This is a genomic window from Pseudomonas sp. FBF18 (assembly GCF_024261405.1).
Taxonomy (GTDB): domain Bacteria; phylum Pseudomonadota; class Gammaproteobacteria; order Pseudomonadales; family Pseudomonadaceae; genus Aquipseudomonas; species Aquipseudomonas palmensis.
The window spans coordinates 40,049-63,675 of the sequence record NZ_QKRS01000021.1 but is presented as its reverse complement, the minus strand read 5'-3'; the positions used below and the strand labels follow the sequence as shown (position 1 = coordinate 63,675).

20 protein-coding genes are annotated in these 23,627 nt (G+C 65.4%); 10 read left to right on the top strand and 10 right to left on the bottom strand.

From position 1 onward, the window contains the following. Positions 1 to 57: 57 nt before the first annotated feature. Entirely contained in the window at positions 58 to 1,965 is a 1,908-nt protein-coding gene (locus DN387_RS23700; protein WP_043860700.1) for a methyl-accepting chemotaxis protein, read from the bottom strand. A 195-nt stretch (positions 1,966 to 2,160) separates the two neighbouring features. Beyond that, positions 2,161 to 3,045 carry a neutral zinc metallopeptidase gene (locus DN387_RS23695; protein ID WP_043860699.1) on the bottom strand — a complete coding sequence of 295 codons (885 nt, stop codon included), beginning with the start codon at positions 3,043 to 3,045 and terminating at the stop codon, positions 2,161 to 2,163. Positions 3,046 to 3,238: 193 nt separating this feature from the next. On the opposite strand from DN387_RS23695, the gene pcaH reads away from it, so the two are divergent. Together pcaH and pcaG are read left to right on the top strand one after the other, a co-directional pair. Next, positions 3,239 to 3,958: a protocatechuate 3,4-dioxygenase subunit beta gene (pcaH, locus tag DN387_RS23690; RefSeq protein WP_054916553.1), complete on the top strand. Its 720-nt coding sequence runs from the start codon at positions 3,239 to 3,241 to the stop codon at positions 3,956 to 3,958. Positions 3,959 to 3,969: 11 nt separating this feature from the next. Next, the gene (pcaG, locus tag DN387_RS23685) at positions 3,970 to 4,575 is read left to right on the top strand and encodes a protocatechuate 3,4-dioxygenase subunit alpha (protein WP_043860697.1); all 606 of its coding nucleotides are present in this window, start codon (positions 3,970 to 3,972) and stop codon (positions 4,573 to 4,575) included. A 6-nt stretch (positions 4,576 to 4,581) separates the two neighbouring features. On the opposite strand, the gene DN387_RS23680 is transcribed toward pcaG, so the two are convergent. From DN387_RS23680 to DN387_RS23670, 3 genes are all read right to left on the bottom strand, one after another. Continuing rightward, positions 4,582 to 5,052, bottom strand: coding sequence for a hypothetical protein (locus DN387_RS23680; protein ID WP_054916554.1), 471 nt, complete (start codon positions 5,050 to 5,052; stop codon positions 4,582 to 4,584). Positions 5,053 to 5,152: 100 nt separating this feature from the next. Beyond that, positions 5,153 to 6,064, bottom strand: a complete 912-nt coding sequence (locus DN387_RS23675; RefSeq protein WP_054916555.1) for a LysR family transcriptional regulator — start codon at positions 6,062 to 6,064, stop codon at positions 5,153 to 5,155. A 56-nt stretch (positions 6,065 to 6,120) separates the two neighbouring features. Then, the gene (locus tag DN387_RS23670; RefSeq protein WP_054916556.1) at positions 6,121 to 7,839 is read right to left on the bottom strand and encodes an FAD-dependent oxidoreductase; all 1,719 of its coding nucleotides are present in this window, start codon (positions 7,837 to 7,839) and stop codon (positions 6,121 to 6,123) included. A gap of 170 nt (positions 7,840 to 8,009) precedes the next feature. On the opposite strand from DN387_RS23670, the gene DN387_RS23665 reads away from it, so the two are divergent. Further along, complete coding sequence (locus DN387_RS23665; protein WP_043860693.1) at positions 8,010 to 8,786, top strand: IclR family transcriptional regulator; 777 nt, start codon at positions 8,010 to 8,012, stop codon at positions 8,784 to 8,786. A gap of 145 nt (positions 8,787 to 8,931) precedes the next feature. Beyond that, positions 8,932 to 9,753 (top strand): sugar phosphate isomerase/epimerase, encoded by an 822-nt coding sequence (locus tag DN387_RS23660; protein ID WP_054916557.1) that lies wholly within the window; start codon positions 8,932 to 8,934, stop codon positions 9,751 to 9,753. Positions 9,754 to 9,794: 41 nt separating this feature from the next. Here DN387_RS23660 and DN387_RS23655 read toward each other — a convergent pair whose 3' ends face one another. Beyond that, complete coding sequence (locus DN387_RS23655; RefSeq protein ID WP_043860691.1) at positions 9,795 to 11,135, bottom strand: MFS transporter; 1,341 nt, start codon at positions 11,133 to 11,135, stop codon at positions 9,795 to 9,797. A 279-nt stretch (positions 11,136 to 11,414) separates the two neighbouring features. On the opposite strand from DN387_RS23655, the gene quiC reads away from it, so the two are divergent. Together quiC and DN387_RS23645 are read left to right on the top strand one after the other, a co-directional pair. Further along, positions 11,415 to 13,322 carry a 3-dehydroshikimate dehydratase QuiC gene (gene quiC, locus DN387_RS23650; protein WP_054916558.1) on the top strand — a complete coding sequence of 636 codons (1,908 nt, stop codon included), beginning with the start codon at positions 11,415 to 11,417 and terminating at the stop codon, positions 13,320 to 13,322. A gap of 81 nt (positions 13,323 to 13,403) precedes the next feature. Then, positions 13,404 to 14,072 (top strand): TetR/AcrR family transcriptional regulator, encoded by a 669-nt coding sequence (locus DN387_RS23645; RefSeq protein WP_043860689.1) that lies wholly within the window; start codon positions 13,404 to 13,406, stop codon positions 14,070 to 14,072. A gap of 75 nt (positions 14,073 to 14,147) precedes the next feature. Here the strand turns inward: DN387_RS23645 and DN387_RS23640 are convergent, their stop codons facing one another. Next, positions 14,148 to 15,002 carry a shikimate dehydrogenase gene (locus DN387_RS23640; RefSeq protein ID WP_177333025.1) on the bottom strand — a complete coding sequence of 285 codons (855 nt, stop codon included), beginning with the start codon at positions 15,000 to 15,002 and terminating at the stop codon, positions 14,148 to 14,150. A gap of 175 nt (positions 15,003 to 15,177) precedes the next feature. On the opposite strand from DN387_RS23640, the gene DN387_RS23635 reads away from it, so the two are divergent. Continuing rightward, a complete protein-coding gene (locus tag DN387_RS23635) occupies positions 15,178 to 16,344 on the top strand; it encodes an alkaline phosphatase family protein (protein WP_054916560.1) in 1,167 nt (388 codons plus the stop codon). A 108-nt stretch (positions 16,345 to 16,452) separates the two neighbouring features. Here DN387_RS23635 and trmA read toward each other — a convergent pair whose 3' ends face one another. Beyond that, positions 16,453 to 17,538 carry a tRNA (uridine(54)-C5)-methyltransferase TrmA gene (gene trmA / locus DN387_RS23630; RefSeq protein ID WP_043860686.1) on the bottom strand — a complete coding sequence of 362 codons (1,086 nt, stop codon included), beginning with the start codon at positions 17,536 to 17,538 and terminating at the stop codon, positions 16,453 to 16,455. Then, the gene (locus DN387_RS23625; RefSeq protein WP_043860685.1) at positions 17,535 to 18,830 is read right to left on the bottom strand and encodes an NCS2 family permease; all 1,296 of its coding nucleotides are present in this window, start codon (positions 18,828 to 18,830) and stop codon (positions 17,535 to 17,537) included. The genes trmA and DN387_RS23625 overlap by 4 nt, the downstream gene beginning before the upstream one ends. Positions 18,831 to 18,989: 159 nt before the next feature. Between DN387_RS23625 and DN387_RS23620 the strand changes: the two genes are divergently transcribed. Beyond that, complete coding sequence (locus DN387_RS23620) at positions 18,990 to 19,475, top strand: N-acetyltransferase (protein ID WP_054916561.1); 486 nt, start codon at positions 18,990 to 18,992, stop codon at positions 19,473 to 19,475. Positions 19,476 to 19,567: 92 nt separating this feature from the next. Here the strand turns inward: DN387_RS23620 and DN387_RS23615 are convergent, their stop codons facing one another. Then, positions 19,568 to 20,797 carry an MFS transporter gene (locus tag DN387_RS23615; protein ID WP_054916562.1) on the bottom strand — a complete coding sequence of 410 codons (1,230 nt, stop codon included), beginning with the start codon at positions 20,795 to 20,797 and terminating at the stop codon, positions 19,568 to 19,570. Between the two features lie 373 nt (positions 20,798 to 21,170). Between DN387_RS23615 and DN387_RS23610 the strand changes: the two genes are divergently transcribed. Then, positions 21,171 to 22,607 carry a cytochrome ubiquinol oxidase subunit I gene (locus DN387_RS23610; protein ID WP_054916563.1) on the top strand — a complete coding sequence of 479 codons (1,437 nt, stop codon included), beginning with the start codon at positions 21,171 to 21,173 and terminating at the stop codon, positions 22,605 to 22,607. A 3-nt stretch (positions 22,608 to 22,610) separates the two neighbouring features. Then, positions 22,611 to 23,618, top strand: coding sequence for a cytochrome d ubiquinol oxidase subunit II (gene cydB / locus DN387_RS23605; RefSeq protein ID WP_043860577.1), 1,008 nt, complete (start codon positions 22,611 to 22,613; stop codon positions 23,616 to 23,618). Positions 23,619 to 23,627: the final 9 nt, after the last annotated feature.

Sequence of the window (23,627 nt, the reverse complement as noted above, 5' to 3'; positions counted from 1 at the left end):
TTCGCTGAACCTGGTGGGAGCGGGCTTGACCCGCGATGGCTACGCCGTCCGATGCGGTCAGACGCGGAAGTGGCTGACCAGCATCTGCAACTGATTGCCCAGGCGCGCCAGCTCGACGCTGGATGCCGCCGTCTCCTGGCTCGCCGCCGCCGTCTGCTCCGACACATCACGCACGTTCAGGATGCTGCGGCTGATCTCTTCGGCCACCGCGCTCTGCTGCTCGGCCGCCGCGGCGATCTGCTGGTTCATCGACTGGATGTTCGACACCACGCGGGTGATGTTCTCCAGCGAGGCACCCGCCTTGCGCGTCAGCTCCACGCTGCTGTCGGTCAGGCTGCGGCTGCCATGCATCACGTTGGCCACCTGCTGGGTGCCGCTTTGCAGGCCCGCCACCAGCACCTCGATTTCCTCGGTGGACTTCTGGGTGCGCTGCGCCAGGCCGCGCACTTCATCGGCCACCACGGCAAAACCACGCCCGGCTTCACCCGCCCGTGCCGCTTCGATCGCGGCGTTGAGCGCCAGCAGGTTGGTCTGTTCGGCCACCGACTTGATCACGTCCATCACGCTGCCGATCTTCTGGCTTTCCTGCTGCAACTGGCCCATGGCCTCGGTGGAGCGGTTGACCTCGACCGCCAGGCGCTCGATCTGCGCGATGGCCTGGGCCACCACCTGGTCACCGGCGCGGGCCTGGCCGTCGGCGTCGGTGGCGGCCTCGGACGCCTGCTCGGCATTGCGCGCCACTTCCTGCACGGTGGCCGCCATTTCGTGCATGGCGGTGGCCACCTGGTCGGTCTCGACCTTCTGGCTGTTGACCCCGGCGTTGGTCTGCTCGGTGACCGCCGACAGCTCTTCGGCCGCGCTGGCGATCTGGGTCACGCCGTCACGGATGCCGCCGATCAGGTCGCGCAGGGTTTCGCCCATGCGCTGGATGCCTTGTTGCAGCACGCCCAGTTCGTCACGGCGGGTGACGCGCAGGGTGTGGGTCAGGTCGCCGGTGGCGATCTTCTCGACCACTTCCAGGGTTTCGCGCAGCGGGCGGGTGATCTGGCGGGTGATGATGATCGCCGCCAGCACGCCGAACAGCAGCGCCGCCAGGGTGCTTGCCAGTTGCCAGGTACGCGCCTGGGCACTTTCGAGGTCGCGACGTTGCAGCTGGATGGCGTACAGCTCATCGCTCAGGCGCACGATGTCGTAGCCCTGGGTGGTCATTTCCTTGCGCGCCTCGCCGATCGCCGTGTTGGCGGCCTTGAAGCTGCGCACCGCTTCGGCGTAGTGCAGGGTGGCGGCCTCGAGCGGTCGGGCACGAGCATCGGTGGCGGCCAGCTGGCGGGTTTCGGCCAGGGTGGCGTCGAGCTGGCGGGCGGCGACCTGTTCGGTTTCCGGGGTGAGGTCGGCGATGTAGCCGCGCACCTCGAAGCGGGCCAGCAGCAGGTGCTGGCGTACGGTGGTCAGGCGCTTGAGATGTTCCAGGCGCTCGCTGTCACTCTGGCCAGAGGACAGGCTGTCGGCCAGCAGGGTTTCCATCAGGGCACCGGCCTCATTGGCGGTAACGCCCATGCTGCGGCGCGCTTCGCCACCCTGCTTGTAGGCGCTGCGCATCTTGGCCAGGGACACCTCGTAGGCGGCGACCACCTGCGCCTGTTCGCGCAGCAGCTTGACGTTCTCCGGGCTCTTGAAGGTGTTCAGCAGGTTCTGCTGGCGGGCCTTGAAGGTATCCAGCTTGGCCTGGACATTCTGCGCGAGCTTGTCGTCACCGTCGGCAATCATGTACTGCAGGCGGGCGATGCGCAGTTCGGTGAGCTCGTTGTTGAGCTGGGTGATGTCGCTCATCCAGTTGCTGCGGTCGATCAGACCGCCCAGGCTGGTCCAGCCGGTCAGGGCCAACAGGCCGGTCAGCAGCAGCACCAGGCCGAAGCCCAGGGCGAGTTTCAGGTTGACGCTGATATTGGCAAACCAGCTGTTCATGCGATCCCTCCAGGATTCTGTGCGCTCTTTGATCTAAATCGCTGGAGGTTGTTTTTCTTGGAGGCCAGCTGACGTGAGCTGCCTTTATCGGCGGGATGTTGCAGAGCTGAAACGCTTTTTCTCCAATTCCGACGAAAACCATCAACAAAATGTTTAGGGTGTTTGCGCCAGGCCGCAAACACCCCATTACAGGCGTCAGAGTCTGCTGGCGCCAAAGGTGTCGCACTGGTTGAGGTCGCCCTTGGCGAAGCCGGTCTTGAACCAGCGCACGCGCTGCGCGGAAGTGCCGTGGGTGAACGAGTCGGGCACCACGCGGCCTTTGCTCTGCTGCTGCAGGCGGTCATCGCCGATCGCGTTGGCGGCGTTCAGGGCCTCTTCGATATCGCCCGGCTCCAGCCAGTTATGGCGTTGCTGTGCCTGGTAGGCCCACACGCCGGCCAGGCAGTCGGCCTGCAGTTCCTGACGTACCAGCAGGCCGTTGTCGCCTTGCAGGCGCTGGCCGCTGCGACGGGCCTGGTCGATCCTGGCTGACACCCCCAGCAGGGTCTGCACATGGTGGCCGACCTCGTGGGCGATCACGTAGGCCTGGGCAAAGTCGCCCGCTGCCGCGAAGCGGGTTTCCATCTCCTTGAAGAAGCTCATGTCCAGGTACACCTGCTGGTCGGCCGGGCAATAGAACGGGCCGGTCGCCGACGAGGCAAAGCCACAGGCGGAGTTGACCTGACCGCTGAACAGCTTGAGGGTCGGGTCCTTGTACTGGCGCCCGGCCTGGGCAAACAGGGCGCGCCAGGTGTCCTCGGTGTCGCCCAGGATGCTGGCGACGAACTCGGCCTGTTCGTCGCCGGCCGGTGGTGCCTTGCGCTCGCCGGTGCTTGCCGGCGCGCTCTGTTCGCTCATCTGCCCGCTCAGTTGGCCAAGGATCTGCATCGGGTCCTGCCCGGTCAGCAGGCCGATCCCCACGATCAGTACCACCGCCGTCAGGCTCAGGCCCTTGCCGCCCAGGCGCATGCCACCACCACCGCCGCCTTCACCGCGAGCGTCGACCACGTTGTCGCTGCGCCTGCCTTTTCGCCAGAGCATGAGCGTTCTCCCAAGCTTGAAATATGAAGATAAAGATTAGTCCACCCGGCCCGGCGGCGTCAGCGCTTTGGACATAACCATACGGTTATGGGTTCAAGGATTCTTTTCAATGTTCGCCGGTGCATGCCTCGGCCACACTGCCCATCACTCCTGCCCGTACAGGCCTCCAAAAATCCAATAAGAGGAGAACGGCATGTCTGCACAAGACACCAGTCGTTTCGTTATCCGTGATCGGAACTGGCATCCGAAAGCCCTTACCCCCGACTACAAGACCTCCGTCGCGCGCTCGCCTCGCCAGGCGCTGGTGAGCATTCCACAGTCCGTCAGCGAAAGCACTGGGCCGGATTTCTCCCACCTGAAATTTGCCGAGCACGACAATGACCTGCTGCTGAACTTCAACCACGGCGGCCTGCCCATCGGCGAGCGCATCATTGTGGCCGGGCGCGTGTGCGACCAGTACGGCAAGCCGATCCCGCACACCCTGGTCGAAATGTGGCAGGCCAATGCCGGCGGCCGCTATCGCCACAAGAACGATCGCTATCTGGCGCCGCTGGACCCCAACTTCGGGGGTGTGGGGCGTGCGCTGACCGACAGCGAGGGCTACTACAGTTTCCGTACCATCAAGCCGGGCCCGTACCCGTGGCGCAACGGCTCCAACGACTGGCGCCCGGCGCATATCCACGTGTCGATCAGCGGCCCGTCGATTGCCACGCGTCTGATCACCCAGCTGTACTTCGAAGGCGACCCGCTGATCCCGATGTGCCCGATCGTCAAGTCGATCGCCAACCCGGACGCGGTACAGAGCCTGATCGCCCGGCTCGACATGGCCAATGCCAACCCCATGGACTGCCTGGCCTACCGCTTCGACATCGTTCTGCGCGGCCAGCGCAAGACCCACTTCGAAAACCGCTGAGGAGCCCCGCCATGCCTATCGAACTGCTGCCGGAAACCCCATCGCAGACCGCCGGCCCCTACGTGCACATCGGCCTGGCCCTGGAAGCGGCCGGCAACCCGACCCGTGACCAGGAAATCTGGAACCGCATGGCGCGCAGCGATGCGCCCGGCGAGCACATCCTGCTGATCGGTCACGTCTACGACGGCAACGGCCACCTGGTGCGCGACTCGTTCCTGGAGTTCTGGCAGGCCGACGCTGCCGGGCAGTACCACAGCGAATTCAACCTGGAACAACCGTTCAACAGCTTCGGACGCACCGCCACCACCTTCGATGCCGGTGAATGGACGCTGCAGACGGTCAAGCCCGGTGTGGTCGCCAATGCCGCCGGCGTGCCGATGGCACCGCATATCAATGTCAGCCTGTTCGCCCGCGGCATCAACATCCATCTGCACACGCGGCTGTACTTCGACGACGAGGGCCAGGCCAATGCCAAGTGCCCGGTGCTCAACCTGATCGAACAGCCACAACGCCGCGAGACCTTGGTCGCGCGGCGCTGCGAAGTGGATGGCAAGCTGGCCTACCGTTTCGATATTCGCATCCAGGGTGAAGGCGAAACGGTGTTCTTCGATTTCTGAGGCCGCCTAGCGGGGCACCGGGTTCAGGTCGAAGTGGTTGCGCTGGTACTGGAACAGCAGGCAAGGCTCCTTCTTGGCGGTCATCTTGCAACCGCTCTCATGTTCCAGCCCGGCCGGCAACTGGTAGTACGAACCGGCCGGGTACTCGGTCTCGACCAGCTTGCCGTTCTTGTCCTTGATGCGGGCGTAGAACACGCCGCTCAGCACCACGGTCGGCAACGTCTCGGTGTGGGTGTGGTAGCCATTGTTCACACCGGGACGGAAACTGACGAAGGCCTCGTAGGCACCATTGCCCAGGATGTCGCCCTGCACGTTGGCGTAGGTGACGTTGTTGTTGGTGCCCGGTACCACTTTCCAGGTCAGCGCATTTTTCGGCAGGGAGATGAGTGGGGCGGTGCAGTAGCAGACCGCAGCCACGGCGGTAGTGGCGCAAGCTGCCAGCAGCAAGCCGGCGGCGGTAACTCGAAGTGCTTTCATGGTTGAAACCCTCTGATGAACAATCGAAAGAAGGTTAATCAAACAACGAACGCACAAATACGGCAGAAGCAGCCCAGAACCTGTGTGCTTCTTGCACAGATCACATCTTGATTTCCCATCGTGGTTCAGTGTAGTACGCCCGCGCATACTCGACCAATGCCCGAACCTTGGGTGCCGGATAGCGGCTTTGGGGGAACATCGCGTACACGTGCCGGGAGGGCTGCTGCCATTCGGGCAGCACCTGTACCAGGCGCCCGTCGAGCAGGGCGTCATGCACGATGAAGCGGTCGAAGCTGGCGATACCCAGGCCGGCAATGGCCGCCGTACGCAACGCCATCGGCGAGTTGGCGCTCAGCCGGCTGGGCATTGCCACGTCCAGGCGCTGCCCGTCGGGCCCCTGCAGGCTCAGCCGTTGCGGCTGGGCCAGGCGGTTGTAGCCGAGCAACGCATGCTCGCCCAGGGTGTGCGGTTCGATGGGGGCCGGCCAGCGCTGCAGGTACGCGGGGGCGGCTACCAGCACGACTTCGCTGACGGCCAGTTGCCGGGCCACCAGGTTGGAGTCGGGCAGGTGGGTGGTCACCCGCAGGCACACATCGACCCCTTCTTCGAGCATGTCCACAAAGCGGTCGGTGCAGATGAGCTCCACCTGCAACTGGTCGAAGCGCTCGACGAAGTCCGGTAGCCAGCGCCCCAGCTCCAGTTCACCGAATGCCGTGGCCACGCTCAGGCGCAGGGTGCCTGTGGGTTGCTGCTGGTGTTCGGAAATCTCCAGGCTCATGGCTTCGAGCTGCTCCAGCACCTGCACGCAATGGCGGTAGCACAGTGCGCCGGCTTCGGTGACGTGCAGGCGCCGCGTGGTGCGGCTGAGCAACTGGGTGCCGAGGTGGCGCTCCAGGTTCTTGACCTGGCGCGACAGCACGGTGTGCGATTGCCCGGTCAGGGCCGCAGCGGCGCTGAAACCACCACTCTCTACCACGCGGCGAAACGCCTGCATCGCGCTGATCTGGTCCATGGTCGGCTGGCTCTCATGAAGGAGTCGGGTCGCCAGTCTAGCAGCAGCCGGCGCGCCTACTCGTAGGCACTGACCCCGGCAATGTGCCGCCCGGCGATGTAGCCGAAGGTGGTCGCCGGCCCCAGATTGATCCCGCCCGCCGGGTAATGCCCGCCCATGATGCTGAGCATGTCGCTGCCGGCGGCATACAGGCCGGCAATTGGCTGCTGCTGTGCATCCAGTACCTGGGCGTGGGCATTGGTCCTGAGCCCGGCAAAGGTGCCGAAGCAGCCCGGCTCCACCTTCACCGCATAGAACGGCCCCTGCTCGATGGGCGCCACGCACGGGTTGGGCCGGTGCAGCGCATCGCCCTGCTTGCGGTTGTAGGGCGTGCTGCCACGGCCGAACTGCGGGTCTTCGCCGTGGCGCGCATGGCGGTTGTAGTCGCTGAGCGTGGCACTCAGGCCCTGGGGGTCGATGCCGCAGGCGATGGCCAGCGCCTCGATGCTGTCGCCGCACTTGAGGTAGCCGCTGCGAATGAAGGGCTCCACCGGCAGTGGGAAGGGCCGGGAGATGCCCAGGCCGTAGCGGCGCTGAAAGGCGTGGCTGCAGATCAGCCACGAGGCCACCTGCTCGCCGGGCGCGTTGGCGACCATTGCACTCACGTAGTCGTAATAGCCGTTGGCTTCGTTGACGAAGCGCTTGCCGTTGGCCAGCACACCGATGATGCCGGGCTTGGCACGTTCGATGATGTGCGGGAAATGGCCGAAGCTGCCGTCCTTGTACGGCACTTTCGACACCGGGGCCCAGGCCACCGGGCTTGCCAGGTCGTCGACCACGTGTGCGCCCACGCTCTCGCCCAGGCGCAGGCCATCGCCGCTGGCGCCCAGCGGCGGCAAGGCCAGGTGCTCATGCCCGGTGGGGGTACGCGGGAACAGCGCCTTGCGCCGCTCGATATCGTTGGGGAAGCCGCCGGCTGCCAGCACCACGGCCTTGCGCGCATGAATGCTCACGTCGCCGTTGGCCGTCTGCACCACCGCCCCCGTCACCCGGCCAGCGTTGTGCAGCAGGCGCTGCGCCGGGGCCGATGCCCACAGCAGCACGCCGAGGTCTTCGGCCGACTTGGCCAGGCGCGCGATCAGGGCCACGCCGTTGACCAGCTGCATCGCCCGGCCGTAGCGTGCGAGGTCGAGCAGATGGCGTGCCAGGCGCTTGCCCACATGCAGCAGCGAGCGCCACGAACGGGTCAGGGTGAGAAAGGCGGTAAGGTCCTTGCCGGCCATGATCGGCATGCCCATGAATGAGGTTTCGCGCATCGTGCGGCGCAGCTGCCTGAGCAGCTTGCCGACCTTGCGCCCGTCATACGGGGCGGCGATCACCGAGCGCCCGCCCGTGCCGGCCCCGGGCGTGTCGCCGTGGATATCGGCAATGCCGTTGCCGTCGGCGAACTGCAGGGCGGTATGGCGTTCGAAGAACGACACCATGTGGGGCGCCGCCTCCAGGAACGCATCGATCATCGCCGGTTCGAAGCGTTCGCCCAGTTCGTGTTGCAGGTAGGTGCGCGGCAGCGAACGGTCCTCGACGATGCCGGCGCGCTGTGCCAGCGGGTTGCACGGTACCCACATCCAGCCGCCGGACCAGGCCGTGGCGCCGCCGAACACCGGGTCCTTTTCGACCACGATGACCTTCTGCCCGTGAAAGGCGGCGGTCACCGCGGCGCTCAGGCCGGCAGCGCCGGAGCCGATGACCAGGACATCGCAGTCCACCGGGCGGGAGGTAGGGGTGTGGGCAGTCATGCTGGGTCCTCGCAGTGCGCGCAATTATTATTTTGGAACGAAGTTCCATATTCTATGATTGCACGTCGGCTGCCAAGGCCGTCGCCTGCAAAGTTGGGCGAAGATCGAACAGTGGTTTGCGCTTTGCCCGGCGCTCTTTAGAATCGGCGAAATTTTCAGGGACCGTGACCATGGCCGGCAGTCAGATCGAACGTGCTTTCAGCCTTCTCGAAAGCCTCACCAGCGAGCCGCGCGGGCTGCCGATGCAGACCCTGGCCGAGCAGCTGGACATCCCCAAGAGCGCGACCCATCGCATGCTCGCCGAGCTGATGCGCCTGGGCTACGTGCGCCAGAACCCGGAAAACAGCCGGTACCTGCTGAGCACCAAGCTGGTGGGCATGGGTTTTCGCTACCTGGCCCAGAGCGGTGCCGACATCGTCCAGCCGATTCTCGACCAGTTGGCCGCGCAGACCGGCGAGCTGGTGCGACTGGGGATCATCGACGGCGAGCGCCAGGTGTGGATCGCCAAGGCCCAGGGCGCCCGCTCCGGCCTGCGCTACGACCCGGACATGGGGCGTGAGGCGCCGCTGTTCTACAGCGCCTCGGGGCATGCCTGGCTGGCCAGCCTGAGCGATGCCCAGGCGTTGCTGCTGGTGGAGCGCCAGGGCGTGGGCCGGCGCGAGGACTTCGGGCCGAACGCGCCGGCTTCCAATGCCCAGCTGCTGGAACGCCTGCGCATGGCGCGGGAACTGGGCTATGCGTGGGTGGTGGAGAGTTCGGCGCTGGGTACGTCGGCGTTGGCGGCGGTGGTGCGACACCCGCAGGATGGGCATGTGGTCGGGGTGTTGAGCGTGGCCGGGCCGACCGCGCGCCTGAACGAGGCGCGCCTGCACGAGCTGGCGCCGGCGTTGCTGGCGGCGGCGGCCGAGCTGTCGGCGGCCAGCCCGGCGTCGGAGCTGTTTGTCTAGACGCTTCGCTGGCAAGCCAGCGAAGCGGCCCTCAGGCAAACAAAGGCAGTTTTGCGGAGCGCAAAGCTGTTTTTTTTGTACTTGCATTGAAATTGGAACTAAGTTCTAAATAATGCAAATACAACAACGCACCTGAGACTCCTCCATGAACCCACGCGTCATGTCCCTGGCCGCCCTCACTGTCCTTGAGCTGTCCCCACCCCGGATGGTCGAAGTCGCCGCCCGGGCCGGCTACAGCCATGTCGGCCTGCGCCTCGAGCCGGCCACCCCCGAAGAGCATCACTTCCCGCTGGCAAGCGACGCCGGCCTGCGCCGGCAGACAGCCGAGCGCCTGCGCGACACCGGCATCCGGGTGCTCGATGTGGAGATTCTGCGGCTCAAGCCCGACACCCTGGTCGCCAACTTCGAGGCCCTGCTCGCGGTGGGCGCCGACTTCGGTGCCAGTGAGCTGCTGGTTGCCGGCAACGACCCGGATGAACAGCGCCTGACCGACAACTTCGCGGCGCTGTGCGACCTGGCCGCGCCGTATGGCCTGCACCCGCACCTGGAGTTCATGCCGTGGACCGATGCCAAGGACCTGACCCAGGCCACCCGCATCGTCGAAAACGCCGGGCGCGCCAACGGCTGCGTGCTGGTCGATGCCTTCCACTTCGATCGCTCGGCGTCGCGCTTGGAAGACCTGCGCCGCCTGCCGGCCTCGCGCATCCGCTACGCGCAACTGTGCGACGTGGCGGGCCCGCGCCCCGACGACATGGCCGAGATCCTGCGTCAGGCGCGTAACGAGCGACGTTTTCCCGGGGATGGGGAGTGCGACCTGAACGGGTTGCTGCACAGCTTGCCGGCCGACCTGCCGCTGAGCCTGGAGATCCCCACGCGCCAGTTGCTGGAGCAGGGGGTGAGTGCGCTGCAGCGCGCGCAGTGGGCGCTGGAGAAGGCCCGCAAGGTAATGAACGCCGGCTCCCTGTAGGAGCCAGCGTTGCTGGCGAAGGGCTGCATTGCAGCCCGGGCTTACGCCTCGACTGTCGGGATCCTGCGCGGTGCCATGAAATACATCCACAGCAGCGCGATGAAATACATCGCCGGAATCATGGTGAACAGCACGGTGTAGTTGTTGTTGGTGCTGGTCAGCACATGCCCCACGATCTGGGTCATGAACATCCCCCCGGTGGCCGCGCACATGCCGCCAAAGCCGAACACGGTGCTCATCATGTGCTTGGGCGTGTAGTCCATCACCAGGCTCCAGATGTTGGCGGTCCAGGCCTGGTGCGCGGCAATCGCCAGGGAGATGGCCAGTACCGCCACCCACAGGCTGCTGGCGCCTGCGGCGAAGATCACCCCGACGATGGTGGTGGCGAACAGCAGCATCGACAGCAGCCGCGCCTTCACCGGCGCCATGCCGCGGCCGATCATGAACGAGGACAGGATCCCGCCACCCACGCTGCCGAAGTCGGCACTGAGGTAGATCACGATCAGCGGGATGCCCATCTGCGTGACGCTGATGCCCAGGTTGTACTGCTGGTTCAGAAACGGCGGCAGCCAGTACAGGTAGAACCAGAACACCGGCGCGGTGATCGAGTAGGCCAGGGCAAAGGCCCAGGTGCCACGCATGCGCAGGATACGGGTGAACGGCACGGCCGCCTGTTCAGGCTCGACCTCGCTCTGGATGTACGCCAGTTCCGCCTTGCTCACGCTCGGGTGGTTTTCCGGGTTGAAGTACTTCAGGCCCCAGAACGTGGCCCACACCAGGCCCAGCGCGCCCATGGCCATGAACGCCGCCTGCCAGCCCCACACAGTGAGGATCAGCGGCAGCAGCATCGGGGTGAACATGGCGCCGACGTTGGTGCCGGCGTTGAAGATGCCGGTGGCCACCGCCCGCTCGCCCGCCGGGAACCACAGCCGGGTGGTCTTCACGCAGGCCGGGTAGTTGGCCGCTTCGGTCAGGCCGAGGATGAAGCGACAGACCATGAAGCCCACCGCCGAGGTGGCCAGGCCGTGGGCGCCAGTGGCCAGGCTCCACAGCAGCACCGCGCAGAAGAACACGCGCTTGACGCCGATGCGGTCGATCAGCCGGCCCTGCAGCACGAAGCCGATGGCGTAGCCCACCTGGAACCAGAAGTTGATGTTGGCGTAGTCCATCGCCGTCCAGCTCATTTCCTTGGCCAGGATCGGCTGCATCACGCCCAGTGCGGCGCGGTCGATGTAGTTCAGGGTGGTGGCGAAGAATACCAGCGCCAGCATCACCCAGCGGGTCTTGCCGACGCCCATGGCGCCACGGATCTTGTCGCCGATACCGGCGTGCGGGGTACTGGCCGATGGCTGGGCCAGGGGAGTGCTTTGGCTGTGGATCATGTGGTGATTACCCGTATTTTTATGTTTATGGGTCAAGCCAGGATGACACGCGGTACACCAGTCGACTACGGCAGGTTCGTCGGTGCTTTTGGCAAGATGCTCGTCTGCCCGGTGGTAAGAAATGGTGCGCATTGGTCAAAAAAGGGTCAATTGATCTGGGCGGGTACTGGGCGATAATCGCACACAAAACTAACCAGTTCGTACCTTTTGATTGAGCTAGGATAAACCCCAGCCAATAATTCGTGCAGCTGGGCACTGCCTGCCCGTTGGAGCCTGAAGATGCAGCGTTCGATTGCCACCGTGTCCCTGAGCGGCACCTTGCCGGAAAAACTCGAAGCCATTGCCGCCGCCGGATTCGACGGCGTGGAGATCTTCGAAAACGACCTTCTCTACTACGACGGCAGCCCCCGCGAGATTCGCCAGCGCTGCACCGACCTGGGGCTGGACATCACCCTTTTCCAGCCGTTTCGCGATTTCGAGGGCTGCCCGCGCGGGCGCCTGGCGCGCAACCTGGAGCGCGCCGAGCGCAAGTTCGAACTGATGCAGGAACTGGGCACCGACCTGGTGCTGGTGTGCAGCAACGTGTCGGCCGACGCGCTGGGCGGCCAGCAACTGCTGGTCGACGACCTGAGCCTGCTGGCCGAGCGGGCCGCCGCCCACGGTGTGCGCATCGGCTACGAGGCGCTGGCCTGGGGGCGGCACGTGAACACCTGGCAGCAGGTGTGGGACATCGTGCGCCAGGCCGATCACGCCAACCTGGGCATGATCCTCGACAGCTTCCACACCCTGTCGCTCAAGGGCGACCCCAGCGCCATCGCGCAGGTGCCGGGGGACAAGATCTTCTTCGTGCAGATGGCCGATGCGCCGATCCTGGCCATGGATGTGCTGGAGTGGAGCCGGCATTTTCGCTGCTTCCCGGGGCAGGGCGAGTTCGACCTGCCGGGGTTTCTGGCGCCGATTCTGCAGGCCGGCTATCGCGGGCCGCTGTCGCTGGAGATCTTCAACGACGGTTTTCGTGCCGCGCCGCCACGGGCCAATGCCGCCGACGGCCTGCGTTCGCTGCTGTACCTGGAGGAAAAGACCCGTCAGTTGCTCGAACGCACCGCACCGCTGGCCGACCCCGAGCTGCTGTTCGCGCCGCCGCCGGCCAGCAGCTGCGATGGCATCGAGTTTCTCGAGTTTGCGGTCGACGACGCCTCGGGCGCCAAGCTGGGCAACTGGCTCGAAGGCCTGGGCTTTGCCCGTGCCGGCAAGCATCGCTCGAAGAATGTGAGCCTGCTGCGCCAGGGCGAGATCAACCTGATCCTCAACGCCGAACCCTATTCGTTCGCGCACAACTTCTTCGAAAGCCACGGCCCGTCGCTGTGCGCCACGGCGATCCGGGTCAGGCACAGCGCCCAGGCGCTGGCCAGGGCGGTGGCCTATCACGGCCAGCCCTATCGTGGCCTGGTGGGGCCCAACGAACGTGAGCTGGCAGCGGTACGCGCCCCCGACGGCAGCCTGATCTACCTGGTGGACCAGGGCGCGGACGGGCGCACCATCTACGACACCGACTTCAGCCTCAGCGAGCAACCGGCCCATGGCCTGGGCCTGACCCGCATCGACCACATGGCACTTGCCCTGCCGGCCGACAGCCTGGACAGCTGGGTGCTGTTCTACAAAAGCCTGCTCGACTTCAGCGCCGATGACGAGGTGGTGCTTCCCGATCCCTATGGCCTGGTCAAGAGCCGCGCCCTGCGCAGCCAGTGCAGTTCGATCCGGCTGCCGTTGAACATCTCCGAAAACCGCAACACCGCGATTGCCCACGCGCTGTCCAACTACCGCGGCTCGGGCGTGCATCACATCGCCTTCGACTGCCAGGACATCTTCGCCGCCGTCAAGCGCGCCAAGGAAGCCGGTGTGGCGCTGCTCGATATCCCGCTGAACTACTACGACGACCTGGCGGCCCGGTTCGACTTCGACGATCAGTTCCTGAGCGAGCTGGCCTACTACAACGTGCTGTACGACCGTGATGCCCAGGGCGGCGAGCTGTTCCACGTGTACACCGAGCCGTTCGAGGAGCGCTTCTTTTTCGAGGTGCTGCAGCGGCGCAATGGCTACAGCGGTTACGGCGCGGCCAACGTCGCGGTGCGCCTGGCGGCGATGGCCAAGGCGCGCAGCGGCGGGCTGCGGCATGCCAAGCTGTAACGTGTCAGCGCCCGTCAGGCTTTCTTCTGGCGCACCCCGGGGCCATAATCGCGCGGTTAACCGACTGGTCAAGAGCCCCGTATGACGACAACTCCAGCACCCTTGGCGGCACCTGCCGAGGCGCCGCGCAAGAGCCGCAAGAACAATCCTGAGAAAACCCGCGAGAACATTCTGCAGGCGGCCATCAGCGAGTTCGTGCAGCAAGGCCTGGCCGGTGCCCGGGTCGATGCGATCGCCGAGCGCACCCAGACCTCCAAGCGCATGATCTACTACTACTTCAACAGCAAGGAGCAGCTGTATGTGGAGGTGCTGGAGAAGCTTTACGGCGATATCCGCAGCACCGAAAGCAACCTGCACCTGGCTGAACTGGAGCCGCGCCAGGGCATTCGCCGGCTGATCGAGTTCACCTTCGATCACCATGATCGCAACGTCGACTTCGTGCGTATCGTGTGCAACGAAAACATGCACCACGGCGAGTACGTCAAGCAGTCGGCCGCGATCCGCTCGATGAACAAGACGGTGCTCACCGCGCTGGACGAGATACTCCAGCGCGGGGCTGCCGAGGGGGTGTTCCGCCAGGGCCTGACGGCGCTGGACGTTCACCTGCTGATCAGCTCGTTCTGCTTCTATCGCGTGTCCAACCGGCACACCTTTGGCGAGATCTTCCAGGTGGATTTCGAGGACAAGGCGCTCAAGGACAAGCACCGCGAGATGATCTGCGAGTCGGTGCTGCGCTACCTGCAGGCGTGATGCCGGGGAGCCTCCAGTCGCCGGCAGGGCCGGCACCTATGGGTTGATCACCCTGTACAGGTGCCGGCTAAGCGTTCAATCCCCCAGGCTGTTGAAGTGCCCGATCATGCGCTGTGCATCCGGCACCACGCCGCTGAACAGCTCGAAGGCCTTCACCGCCTGAAACACCGCCATGTTGGCCCCGTTGAGCGTGCGGCATCCCAGTGCCCGCGCCTCGCGCAGCAATAGGGTCTCCAGCGGGAAGTACACGATCTCGGCCACCCACATTTCGGCGCGCAGCAGCGCCCTGGGCACCGGCATGCCCGGCAGCTTGGCCATGCCCATGGGGGTGGTGTTGACCAGCCCGCAGGCCTGGCCCATGGCCGCTTGCAGGTCATGCCCGCAGCGTGCCGGGCTGCCCTCGAAATGCTGGTTGAGGTTGTCTGCCAGTGCCTGGGCCCGGGCGGGCTCCACATCGAAGAGCGTCAGCTGGGCCACCCCTTCGCTGAGCAGCGCATGGGCCACCGCGGCACCCGCACCGCCTGCCCCCATCTGCACCACATGACGACGTGAAACATCACCCAGGCCACGCCTGAAGCCCTCGGCAAACCCCAGACAGTCGGTGTTGTGGCCGATGCGTCGACCGTCCTTGAGCACCACGGTGTTCACCGCGCCGATACCACGCGCCTCGGGCGACAGCTCGTCGAGCAGGGGCACGATCGCCTGCTTGCACGGGAAGGTGATGTTGAGCCCGGTAAAGCCCATGTACTCGGCCGCGGTCAGCAGTTCTTCGAGGGCGCTGCTGTTCAGCTTCAGCTGGTCCAGGTCGATCAGCCGGTACAGGTAGTTGATGCCCTGGGCGGCGCCTTCGTGCTCGTGCAGGGCCGGGGTACGCGAGGCCTGGATGCCGGCGCCGATCAGGCCGGCGAGAATGCCGGAAGGGGAGGCCAAACTCATCGGTAAAACTCCATTGTTGTTCTTGGCAGGGGGGAGGGAGCGTCACGACTAAAATGTACTGACTGGTTAATAGGGTCAATCGGGGCGGGCCGTGCATTGATCGTTTCTGTTCGCTGATCGAACAAGCTGTGCTAAACCTGTTGTTTTGCACGGCACCACGGAGGGCGACATGGCGGCGCAGTTCGAAGAGATGCGGGACGTTCACGACACCTGGCCGGGCCTGGCCAGCCTGACCCAGTCGGTTTTCGCCGGGTTGGGCGCCAGGGGCTTCAGGAATCCGTTCCGGCTCGAGCGCTCTACAGCCACCTGCCTGCTGTTGATCGACGGCTTGGGCTGGAACCTGCTCAAGGCGCACGCCGAGCATGCACCGTTCCTGGCCGCGCTGATGCAGCCCGACAGCCATTTCAAGGTCGGCTTCCCGGCCACCACTGCCGCCAGCCTGGCCGCGGTGACTTCCGGCATGGGCAGCGGTGCGCATGGCATCGTGGGCTGCGATTTCGCCCTGGATGCCCATTCGGTGTTCTCGCCGCTGTCATGGACCACTGCGGCCGCGCAGACGGGCAGCGTGCCGACCGCGGCGCCTGTCGCGGCCTCCTTCATCGTGCCGCAGACCGCCTGGGAAGACGCGGCCGCCCAGGGCGTACAGATCAGCACGGTCATGCTCGGGCGCTTTGCCGATTCGGACTTCACCCGTGCCATCTACAAGGCCGGCGGCATCCTTGCCGCGCCGGCCTACGATGCCTATCCCGAGCTGGTGCGTAGCGCACTGGAGGTGGAGGCGCCAGCCTTCTGCTTTGCCTATTTCGGTGACCTGGACTTTGCCGGGCACCTGTATGGGCCGGGCTCGCCCGACTGGTGCAGGCAACTGGAGATTGCCGATCAGCTGGCCCGCGACATTGCCGGGCGCCTGCCGCGCTCGGCGCGCATGCTCGTGATTGCCGACCACGGCATGCTCGACCTGGACCGCGCCCAGGTGCATGACTTCGATACCGACAGTGCCTTGCAGGACGGGGTGCGGGCGATGGCCGGGGACATCCGGGCGCGCTACCTGTACACCCACGAGCATCAGCAGGACCGCGTGCACGAGCGCTGGCAGAACCGCCTGGGGGATGAATACCGGGTGTTGAGCAAGGCGCAGGCGATTGGCGCGGGGTTGTTCGGGGACGTGATGCTGAGCCAGGCCGAGGGGCGTATCGGGGACCTGATCGTGGTTCCGACCGGGGCCGGCGGGATCATTCGCAGCGTGGAGGAGAAGCACCCCAGCCAGTGGCGCGGGCACCATGGGGCGTTGACGGACGCGGACCAGGTGGTGCCGCTGTTGATGTACTCAGGTTAGGGCCATCGCGGGTCAAGCCCGCTCCCACAGGTACCCCACTGCCCTTCAGAGCCGTGACATTCCTGTGTGAGCGGGCTTGACCCGCGATAGAACACCGCCGATCCGGGCCTAGCGCCGAACCAGCAGCACCCCGCTTTCCATATGGTGCGTATACGGGAACTGGTCAAACAGCGCACACCGCTCGATACGGTGCGTATCGCTCAACTGCTCGATGTTCGCCGCCAGTGTCTCGGGGTTGCACGAGATGTACAGGATGTTATCGAAGCGCCGGGTCAGCTCGCAGGTGTCCGGGTCCATGCCCGCGCGCGGCGGGTCGACGAACACGCTGCCAAAGGCATAGCTTTTCAGGTCGATGCCTTCCAGGCGCCGGAACGGCCGCACCTCGTTCAGGGCCTCGGTCAGCTCTTCGGCCGACAGGCGCACCAGGCGCACGTTATCCACGCCGTTGTCGTCCAGGTTGTGCAGCGCGGCGTTCACCGAGGTCTTGCTGATCTCGGTGGCCAGCACCTTGCGCACCCGCGTGGCCAGCGGCAGGGTGAAGTTGCCGTTGCCGCAGTACAGCTCCAGCAGGTCGTCCTCGCGCTCGCCCAGGGCCTCGTAGGCCCAGTTGAGCATCTTCTGGTTCACCGTGCCGTTGGGCTGGGTGAACGCGCCTTCTGGCTGGCGATAGCGGAAAGTGCGCCCGCCCACGGCCAGCTCTTCAACCGCATAGTCACGGCCGATCACCACGCGCTTGCCCTTGGAGCGCCCGATGATGCTCACGCCCAGGTCGGTCGCCAGTTGCCGGGCAGCGGCTTCCCAATGCTCGTCCAGTGGACGGTGGTAGCACAGGGTGATCATCGCGTCGCCCGCCAGGGTGGTCAGGAACTCCACCTGGAACAGCTTGAAGCTCAGCGCCGAACTGGCCTGCCACGCCGCCTTGAGCTGCGGCATCAACTGGTTGATGCGCTGGCTGGCGATGGGGAAGTCGTCGATCAGGATCGCCTGGTGCTTTTCACCCGGGGCGAACATCGCGTAGTGACGCTGCTCGTTCTCGCGCCACAGGCGAAACTCGGCACGCAGGCGGTAATGCTCGCGCGGCGAGTCGAACACCGCCGGCTCCGGTGCGCCGAATGGCGCCAGCAGTGCGCGCAGGCGCTCGACCTTGGCCTCAAGCTGCGCGGTGTAGGTAGTCGGGTCGTAGACGGAACTCATGCGGCGTACCAGCCCAGCTTGATCACGAACAGGATGGAGAGCACCACCAGCGCCGAGTTCAGTTCATGCCGGCGGCCCGAGATCAGCTTGATCACGGTCCAGGAGATGAAGCCGAAGGCGATGCCGTTGGCAATCGAATAGGTCAGCGGCATGGCCAGCGCGGTGACCACCACCGGGGCGGCCTCGGTCACGTCGTCCCAGTTGATTTCCGCCAGGCCCGAGGCCATCAGCACGGCGACGAACAGCAGTGCAGGCGCGGTTGCGAAGGCCGGCACGCTGCCGGCCAGCGGGGCGAAGAACAGTGCCAGCAGGAACAGCCCAGCCACCACGATGGCGGTCAGCCCGGTGCGTCCGCCAGCACTCACGCCGGCCGCCGATTCGATATAGCTGGTGGTGGTCGAGGTGCCCAGCAGCGAGCCGGCCATGGCCGCGGTGCTGTCGGCGATCAGGGCGCGGCCCATCTTCGGCATGTGGCCGTCTTTGCCCATCAGCCCGGCGCGCTTGGCCACGCCGATCAGGGTGCCAGAGTTGTCGAACAGGTCGACGAACAGGAAGGCGAAGATCACGCTGATCAGGCCGACATCCAGTGCGCCCTTGATGTCCAGCTGCAGGAAGGTCGGGGCCAGCGAGGGCGGCATCGACACGATGCCGTTGAACGGGGTGTAGCCCAGGCCGATGGAGGCGACGGTGACCGCCAGGATGCCGATCAGCACGGCGCCGCGTACCTTCATCGCCTCGAGCGCGACGATCAGGAAGAAGCCCAGGGTGGCCAGTACCGGTGCCGGGTTGCGCAGGTCGCCCAGGCCCACCAGGGTGGCCGGGTTGTCGACCACGATGCCGGCGTTGTGCAGGGCGATCAGCGCCAGGAACAGGCCGATGCCGGCGGCAATTGCCGAACGCAGCGGCAGCGGAATGCTGTTGACGATCCATTCGCGGATGCGAAAGATCGACAGCAGGAAGAACAGCACTGCCGAAATGAATACCGCCCCCAGTGCCACCTGCCAGGTGTGGCCCATGTGCAGCACCACGGTGTAGGTGAAGAAGGCGTTCAGGCCCATGCCCGGCGCCAGCGCGATCGGGTAGTTGGCGATCAGCCCCATCACCGCCGAACCGATGGCGGCAGCCAGGCACGTGGCGACGAAGATCGCGCCCTTGTCCATGCCGGTCTCGCCGAGGATGCTCGGGTTGACGAACAGGATGTAGGCCATGGCCAGGAAGGTGGTGACCCCCGCCAGGATTTCGGTGCGCACGTTGGTATTGTGCGCTTTCAGTTGAAACAGCCTTTCCAGCATGCCAGCTCCCCGTGGCGCACTGCGGCGCCTTGAATGTTCGACCCCATCAGCAAAGCACAGACTGTACCGGACACGGGGTGCCGGACTGAGTGATTTTTGAATGGGCCGCAAAAAAGCCGCGCATCATATCAGCAAGACCGCCACTTTTGGACCAGGACCATGACCGTGCAGCTGATTCACTACGATGCGCTGACCCCGGCCCAGCGCGCAGGCCTGCCCGGCATCGAGGTGCTGGCGGCGCAGCGGGCGTTTTGCGGTGACATCGAGGGCGCGCTGCATACCCTGCTGAACCGGCCCGGCGACGATGTGCGCGGGCTGGCGCTGCTGGTGGGGGGCGTGCCGCAGGGCTTCCTGCTGCTCAAGCGTGGTGCACACCTGCCGCCGTGGGCCCGCCATGATGCGGCCACCTTGCATGCCCTGCAGGTGGACTGGCGGGCGCAGGGGCAGGGGCTTGGCCGCTGGTGCCTGGCGGCGCTGCCGGCGCGGGTGCGCGAAGTGTGGCCGCAGGTGCGTTGCCTGCAACTGTCGGTGGATACCGACAATCAGGCGGCGTTGAGGCTGTACCGCGCGGCGGGGTGGGTGGACAGCGGCGAGGGGTATCGCGGGCGGGTGGGGTATGAGCGGCAGATGACCCTGATGCTTTGATCTGGCTGGCCTCATCGCGGGTCAATCCCGCCCCCACAGATTCAGTGAGGCCCTTGTGGGAGCAAGCTTGACCCGTGATTGGGTGCGCGCGGTCAGCCCTTTTTCTGGGTATGCATGTGATCGCGCCCCGCCAGCGTCGGGAACAGCTTGATCCACACGCCCGTCACCACCAGCGTGCCCACCCCGCCCAGCACCACCGCCGGCACGGTGCCGAACCAGTGCGCCGTGACCCCGGACTCGAACTCGCCCAGCTGGTTCGAGGCGCCGATGAACAACCCGTTCACCGCGCTTACCCGACCACGCATCTCGTCCGGCGTCTCCAGTTGCACGAACGCGCTGCGGATCACCATGCTGATCATGTCCGCCGCGCCCAGCACCGCCAGCACGCCCAGCGAGAACCAGAACGAGGTCGACAGGCCGAAGGCAATGGTCGCCACGCCAAAGACCCCCACCGCCGTGAACATCACCCGCCCGACCTTGCGCTCGATGGGAAAGCGCGCCAGCCACACCGACATCAGCAGCGCCCCCACCGCCGGCGCCGAGCGCAACAGGCCCAGGCCCCACGGGCCGGTCAGCAGGATGTCCTTGGCGAACACCGGCAGCAACGCCGTGGCGCCGCCCAGCAGCACCGCGAACAGGTCCAGCGACACCGCGCCGAGCACGTCCGGGCGGCTGCGAATGAAGCGAATGCCCGCCAGCAGCGATTCCAGGCTCGCCCGGCCCCGGTTGGCCGGCTGGCGGGCGGCGCTCAGGCGCAAGGTCAGGCAGCAGGCGATCACGTACAGCACCACGGTCGGGCCATACACCCACACGCTGCCAAAGGCATACAGAAAGCCCCCCAGCGCCGGCGCGACGATGGTCGCCGACTGCATGGCCGAGGCCGATGCGGCCACTGCCCGCGGGAACAGCGCCGAGGGCACCACGTTGGGCAGCAACGCCTGGGTGGCCGGCATCTCGAAAGAGCGCGCACTGCCCAGCAGGAACGCCAGCACGAAGATCAGTTCGCGGGTCACGCTGTGGGTGCTGCTGCCCACCACCAGCGCCAGGGCGATCAGCGCCTGGGCGAACTGGCACAGCGCTGCCACCCGGCGCCGGTCATAGCGGTCGGCCACATGCCCGGTGTGCAGCATGAACAGCACCCGCGGGGCGAATTCCACCAGGCCCACCAGGCCCAGGTCGAGCACGTTGCCGGTCAGCTGATAGAGGTGCCAGCCGATGGCCACGGTGAGCATCTGGAAGCCGCTGGCAGTGAAAATTCGCGCGCACCAGAACGCCAGGAAGGGGCGGTGATGGCGCAGCAGGAGCGGGGCATGGTCTGACATGTGCGATACAGAGCCTTTGCGGGGGCGGCGGGGCAGATTATCACCAGTTTGTAACAGCAGGTTGCGAAAGCCGTCATCCCCGTGCGGTAGGCGCACCGATTCCTGTGTGCGTAAAGGGGGTGAGGCAACCGGTCACGCGGCAAACCACCACACAACCATGCGGCCCGTTCAGGACTATGCTTTCAGGCAATCGTTGACCTGGATCAATTGTTGTTTTTGCAACTGTTTCAAATGCAACGATGTGGCCGGAGGGCCGAATTCCCTGCGATTGCAAGTTTTCAGAACAATTCCAACTCGCCGCACTCAATGACGTAGGGGCAGTTGGCGCCAAGGCCGTGACCCTGACGCCGGATAACCTGACAGAGGAAGCACTATGTTCGGATTAGAGGCTCTAGATCTCGCCCGAATCCAGTTTGCGTTTACGATCTCTTTCCACATCCTGTTCCCGGCCATCACCATCGGCCTGGCGAGTTACCTGGCGGTGCTCGAAGGCCTGTGGCTCAAGACCCACAACAGCGTCTACCGCGACCTGTACCACTTCTGGTCGAAGATCTTTGCCGTCAACTTCGGCATGGGCGTGGTCTCCGGCCTGGTCATGGCGTACCAGTTCGGCACCAACTGGAGCCGCTTCTCGGACTTCGCCGGCTCGATCACCGGTCCGTTGCTGACCTATGAGGTGCTCACCGCGTTCTTCCTCGAAGCGGGCTTTCTGGGTGTCATGCTGTTCGGCTGGAACAAGGTCGGGCGCGGCCTGCACTTCTTCGCCACCATCATGGTCGCCGTCGGCACGCTGATCTCCACCTTCTGGATCCTGGCGTCCAACAGCTGGATGCAGACCCCGCAAGGTTATGAAATCGTCAACGGCGTGGTGATCCCGGTCGACTGGTTCGCGGTGATCTTCAACCCGTCCTTCCCCTACCGCCTGGCGCACATGGCCACGGCAGCATTCGTGGCCACGGCCTTCTTCGTCGGCGCCTCGGCCGCCTGGCACCTGCTGCGCGGCAAGGACAACCCGGCGATTCGCAAGATGCTCTCGATGGCCATGTGGATGGCGCTGATCGTGGCGCCGGTGCAGGCGGTGATCGGCGACTTCCACGGGCTCAACACCCTCAAGCACCAGCCGGTGAAGATCGCCGCCATCGAAGGCCACTGGGAAAACGTCGGCGACGAGCCGACCCCGCTGATCCTGTTCGGCATCCCCGACATGAAGAACGAGACCACCCACTTCAAGCTGGAGATCCCGGCACTGGGCAGCCTGATCCTGACCCACAGCCTGGACAAGCAGGTGCCGGCGATGAAGGAGTTCCCGCCTGAAGACCGGCCCAACTCCACCGTGGTGTTCTGGTCGTTCCGCATCATGGTCGGGCTGGGCATGCTGATGATCGCCGTGGGCCTGTGGAGCCTGTGGCTGCGCAAGCGCGGCACCCTGTACAGCTCGCGCCCGTTCCTCTACCTGACCCTGTGGATGGGCCCGTCCGGGCTGATCGCGATCCTGGCCGGCTGGTTCACCACCGAGGTCGGTCGCCAGCCGTGGGTGGTGTACGGGCTGATGCGTACCGCCGATGGCGTGTCCAACCACAGCTATGCGCAACTGGGCATCACCCTGGTGATGTTCGTGGTGGTGTACTTCGCGCTGTTCGGCGCGGGGCTCGGCTACATGATGCGTCTGGTGCGCAAGGGGCCGGAAACCGGCGAGGGCGACGAGCCGACCCATGGCGGGCCTGGCCAGCATCGCACCCCGGCGCGGCCGTTGTCGGCTGCCGACGACGACCATGCCGACGACCACGCCAGCCTGAGCAAGGGGAACTGACTCATGGGTATTGATCTTCCGCTTATCTGGGCCGTGATCATCATCTTCGGCATCATGATGTACGTGGTGATGGACGGCTTCGACCTGGGCATCGGCATCCTGTTTCCCTTCGTCAAGGGCGAGCGCGACCGCGATGTGATGATGAACACCGTCGCCCCGGTCTGGGACGGCAACGAGACCTGGCTGGTGCTGGGCGGGGCGGCGCTGTTCGGCGCCTTCCCGTTGGCCTATGCGGTGGTGCTCTCGGCGCTGTACCTGCCGTTGATGCTGATGCTGATGGGGCTGATCTTCCGTGGCGTGGCCTTCGAGTTCCGCTTCAAGGCCAAGGCCGACAAGCGCCACCTGTGGGACAAGGCGTTCATCGGCGGTTCGCTGGCCGCGACCTTCTTCCAGGGCGTGGCACTGGGCGCATTCATCGAAGGCTTCAAGGTGGTCGAACGCAACTACGCAGGCGGCTCGCTGGACTGGCTGACGCCGTTCAGCCTGTTCTGCGGGGTGGGGCTGATCGTGGCCTATGCCTTGCTCGGCTGCACCTGGCTGATCATGAAGACCGAAGGCCCGTTGCAGAGCAAGATGCATGACCTGGCGCGCCCACTGGCCTTCGTGCTGCTGGCCGTGACCGGTGTGGTGAGTATCTGGACGCCGCTGGCGCATCCGGACATCGCCACGCGCTGGTTCAGCCTGCCCAACCTGTTCTGGTTCCTGCCGGTGCCGATCCTGGTGCTGGTCACTTTGTACGGGCTGGTGCGGGCGGTGGCACGCCATGCCCACTACACCCCGTTCCTGCTGACGTTGGTGCTGATCTTCCTGGGCTACAGCGGGCTGGGCATCAGCCTGTGGCCGAACATCATCCCGCCGTCGATCTCGATCTGGGACGCCGCAGCGCCGCCGCAGAGCCAGGGCTTCATGCTGGTGGGCACGCTGTTCATCATCCCGTTCATCCTGGGCTACACCTTCTGGAGCTACTACGTGTTCCGCGGCAAGGTGACCCACGACGACGGCTATCACTAGGAGGGCCTG